Origin of the sequence: Rothia sp. HMSC071C12 (genome assembly GCF_001813895.1) — a bacterium.
In the GTDB taxonomy this organism is placed as follows: domain Bacteria; phylum Actinomycetota; class Actinomycetes; order Actinomycetales; family Micrococcaceae; genus Rothia; species Rothia mucilaginosa.
Window position 1 is genome coordinate 1 of sequence record NZ_KV814356.1, and the last position, 4,138, is coordinate 4,138.

A 4,138-nucleotide genomic window follows, 5' to 3' on the forward strand; every position below is an offset into this window, starting at 1 on the left:
GGGGGCACCTCATATATGAGGTGCCCCCTAATTTGGTAATTTCTTTAGCGCTGAAGCTCTTGACGATATGCCTTTAGAGCAGCATCAAGCTTCTGGCCAGTAGTATCGATAAGCTGATCGAGCAGCCCTCCATCACGGTAGAAATCAGTACACACACTTTCGACGTGGGCATATTCTTCCTCGAGCGTTTCAGGGTTCCCACTGAAAGGAGCGTGATCGAAGGTGGGACGATACTGGGCCCGAGCATGGGAGTAGTACATGCTGCTCACACTGGGGTGAGTGTATTTCTCGACAGATGTCTGCAGGTAATCGATGAAGGCCTGCAGACGGGTATCGTGAGCATGCTTGTGCTCAGCTTCTTCCAACGTCGCCCCAGCAATCGGTAAGATCGGCACTTCAAGGCTTTGACCGTCACAGCCCAGTAGGGCCGTATCGGTACGCCCAAGCGGCTGCAGGGTGAAGCGCTCCCCGTCAGAGGTTCGTACAGTGGCATAGCCTTCAGCCAGGTTCACAGCTTCCACCTGGCCAACCACAAACTTCACGATACGGGCTTGCGCCAGATCATTGGGGCGAATCCAGAAGCAGGCCGACGACTGTAGGATGCTACCGGCTTGTACCTGAAGGGTGCTGGTCAGTTGCAGGGGCTCACCGGTGAGGGTGGGGGCGCCGTAGTGCGGTAGCGGGTCAATCAGGCGATCTTTATGGGCGTATGCCTGATCCTTCAGGGCCTTGAGGACGATCTTGGTGGCGGTTAGATTGTGCTTGCGCAGCTTCTTGGCGTAGCGGTTATAGGTGGCGAGCAAGGACTTAGCTCGGCTGAGGTTCTCACTAGCGTCATCTTCGAAAGCATAGGCTTCGTCGTAGTTGTTGGGGTTGTGGGGCTCCTGATTCAAGACCAGGGTTTCACGCAAGAACGGATCTGTTGCTAGCAGGTGGTTCAAGGTATCCCGTGCGGTTGTTTGCATCTTTATGGCTCTCACTTTCTTTAGGTGGATTGGTTAGTAGTTTATGTGGGGGGGGGAGGTATGTTCATCATGCTGCTGGTGTCGTCCTGGGCCCCTGGGTTTTCTCTATTATGTCCCCCTTGTAAAGAACGGGCTGCTAGCCTCTGGCACTACCCTTCTTTGCAGGTAGTGCCAGATGCTTTCAGCTAGGCGTTTGGCTAGTCTATGGAGCCTGTGCCTTCAGCGTCCTCTATGGACTCTGTGCCGTTCTCAGCGGCATTCTCAGCGGTTCCCTGAAGGGTGATGAGGTGAGCCGCCTCAGCTTCCTTCTGCTGAGCGTTGTACGCCTTGAGAAGACCCGCCGTGAGCCAGTAAATGATAAGCAGGGCAACCAGTGCCAGCAAGTACAGCAGAAGCTCAAGGATTTCCACAGTGTGCATGATGATGCCTCCAAAAATTTAGGTGGTTGTGACAGGGTCATCATGCTGTTTATTAGGGGGCAATTTCTGAGTTTTCCCTCGTATGTCCCAAACCCAAATCAAGAGCGGTCGGGTACCTATCACCCCTAAGGGGGGGATAGGTACCCGGGCGCCTTACCGGATAACGGGACGGGGTGGGTTAGCCTTTAGCGGCGCTGGAAAAGGCGGCGGAACAGAGCGCGCCAGCGGTATGTGAAGGTGCGACGGCGGGCGTCCTCTTCTATGACAGCGCTCATGTCGAAGGCACCGCCGTGCTCAAGTCGAGTCGTACAGCAAACACCGCCGTTTTCCGGGTGTGCTTTTGAGAAGACCGTGAAATGTTCGACGGGGATTACGGGACAGGTGCAGTATTCGACGTAGTAGGTCATTTTTTCCTCCAATTAGGATTTGAATTTAATGTGTTATCCGATATGACCATCTTCCTATTTTTTCCCGCAGCCAATTCTAGAAATTCCCTATTTGTCCCTTTGGTAAATTAGGTATTTAGTTGAAAAATATTCAGGGAAAAGATAAAGGGTGCAAAGAATGAATATATGCATTCTTCACATCCTTTTGGAAATGGGATTTTATGCAAGATGCTAGGCAATGAGGGTATCCGGGCGGCGGCGCCAACCTAGTCGACTCAGGGCGGCGGTAAGTTCGGCGGTGGTGGCCGGGTACTGGCCTGCGGTACGCGGGGTATTGACGGTGGTGTCTTCACCGTAGCGTGGGTAGTTCCGTAGCAGGATGCTCATGTACCCCGCAACCGGATCAGGGGTAATGACGTGGTAGGTGGGCGAGCTGAAGAAATAGCCATCTATACAAGCAGGCTTAAGCTCGACGGTGATGGTGGTGCGCATCCTTGCTAGGGCGGCATCCATCACGAATTCTCTGATCACAGGGTGCATAGCTTTCACATTTTTCTTTCTCCACTATGACATCTTGTGTTCTTTAATGTAATTCAGTGGCGGCAGATGATTCTGCTATTTTGAACAGAATGTCCCTTCAGCAAATTGGTCCGCCGCAGCAACACCCCTAAGAAAGAGCACCCCAGAGGCGGGGACCCACCACCCCGCCCCTGAACTAAAGCTTCTAGCCCCTAGTAACGCACAGGCCAACCAGGCGGGCACTGAATCGAAACATCACCACGAGATACCCGCAAATACGCCTGCAAGTCTTCCATCTGAGCGGCATACCAACCCTGTTGCGCCATGTGCAGACTCAAAGCATCCACCTCAAACAGCTCAGGACTCTCAGCAGTGAGCTTGACGCTCAGCTCAGCGGCCGCCCGCGCATCAGCAGTCGCATTATGCGCCGCCGCCCCAAGCTCCACACCATACACCTGACACAAAGCACCAAGATTACGGCGACCACGCCATTTCAGATGTGCCTTACGGTGCATAGTCAACCCATCAATCAACCTCATATTGCCACCGAAGATATCAGCAAAGTCATCACCCAAAGCCAGACAATGGCGGCGGCCCTCATGAAGAAGCACCGTCATATCAAACGACCCATTGAAGGCAACAATAGGCATACGGTAGCGCACACACTGCGCCAAAGCCGCCAGAATCTCAGCAATACCATCACGGGCAACCATGCCCATATCGTGCACATATGCGGTACTCAAACCATTAACAGCAGTAGCGGCAGCGGGCACCTCAATACCGGGATTAATGAGCCACGTACGGCGCCTCACCAAAACGTGGGCGGCATTGTAATACAACAAAGAAGCACTGATAATGCGGTCGGTCTTTTCCTGCACGCCAGTGGTTTCAGTATCAAAAGCAACATAGCCATTCTCAAACCAGGTCTGTGCCATTTTTAAAATCCTTTCCTACACATATCATGACATGATATGCAATGCATTTCCGAAACGGTTCAGAATATGACAATTATTAATTGCCATATTCTGTTTTCCATGCCTTCATTGTGCATTTTTTAAATGTGCAGGAATTAATATTTTGGAGGTTTGTCCCTTTTCTAAATCAATCTCTCCACTCCCCCACCGACCACACCACCAAATCCACGCAGCAACACCCATCACCACAGCACAACACAGCACCAGCGCTCGCAGTGCTGATCTACGAGGACTTCACGAGCGGCACACATGCCCTGTATGGACCTTCAATACGACCCGAGGAACTGAGGGCGTCTTCGCCGCTCATATCTCGGTAGGTGCAGGGCTCTAGCCCCTAGTGCGGAAGTTGATGTCCGGCTACTCACTACAGGTTCCTACCCTCTAAAGAGGCACTGGCAGGCGGAGGCGCAACCCTCCACCTGCCAGCAGCGTAAACGCTTAGTGCGAACACGCAAACGCCGCCTCCACCCATTCAACCCCTCAAAAGCGGGGTTCAGCACCTTAAATGTGACTTATTCCTGAGCCAGATGGGACGCAAGGCGGTGGCACATCCTATACCACTTCCTTAGAATGGAAAAATGGCCCCGCAGCACAGCTGCGAGGCCACTTCAAACCCCCTCATAATGAAGGGAGGTGAGAACCGTGGATAAGCGATACGCTATCCTGCTGAAGCTAGTCTCAGGGATCATTGTCACGCTTGCGGCAATGGTCCAGATTGTTGATTTTGTGACTAAGCTCTAGGCACTCACACGCGGGGCTACTGGCAGTGCGCCCACACTGTTAGTAGTCCCGCTTTTATATGTCCGGAACGCCGTCTGGTGTGCACACTAATCCACCACCGGTAGCGCCTCCGGAAATAAGCTTCTAATGGCTAG

The 4,138-nt window shown here is 52.8% G+C and carries 5 protein-coding genes; all 5 read right to left on the reverse strand.

The window, feature by feature from the left end; all coding sequences use genetic code 11:
* Positions 1-44: 44 nt before the first annotated feature.
* The 5 genes from HMPREF2942_RS00865 to HMPREF2942_RS00885 all read right to left on the reverse strand — a co-directional run bounded on the left by HMPREF2942_RS00865 (position 45) and on the right by HMPREF2942_RS00885 (position 3,224).
* Complete coding sequence (locus HMPREF2942_RS00865; protein ID WP_141755577.1) at positions 45-911, reverse strand: hypothetical protein; 867 nt, start codon at positions 909-911, stop codon at positions 45-47.
* A 251-nt stretch (positions 912-1,162) separates the two neighbouring features.
* Positions 1,163-1,384: a hypothetical protein gene (locus HMPREF2942_RS00870; protein WP_070687963.1), complete on the reverse strand. Its 222-nt coding sequence runs from the start codon at positions 1,382-1,384 to the stop codon at positions 1,163-1,165.
* A 185-nt stretch (positions 1,385-1,569) separates the two neighbouring features.
* Positions 1,570-1,791: a hypothetical protein gene (locus tag HMPREF2942_RS00875; protein WP_070687965.1), complete on the reverse strand. Its 222-nt coding sequence runs from the start codon at positions 1,789-1,791 to the stop codon at positions 1,570-1,572.
* 210 nt (positions 1,792-2,001) lie between these two features.
* The gene (locus tag HMPREF2942_RS00880) at positions 2,002-2,310 is read right to left on the reverse strand and encodes a hypothetical protein (RefSeq protein ID WP_141755578.1); all 309 of its coding nucleotides are present in this window, start codon (positions 2,308-2,310) and stop codon (positions 2,002-2,004) included.
* A 191-nt stretch (positions 2,311-2,501) separates the two neighbouring features.
* Complete coding sequence (locus tag HMPREF2942_RS00885; protein WP_070687969.1) at positions 2,502-3,224, reverse strand: exonuclease domain-containing protein; 723 nt, start codon at positions 3,222-3,224, stop codon at positions 2,502-2,504.
* Positions 3,225-4,138 lie beyond the last annotated feature (914 nt).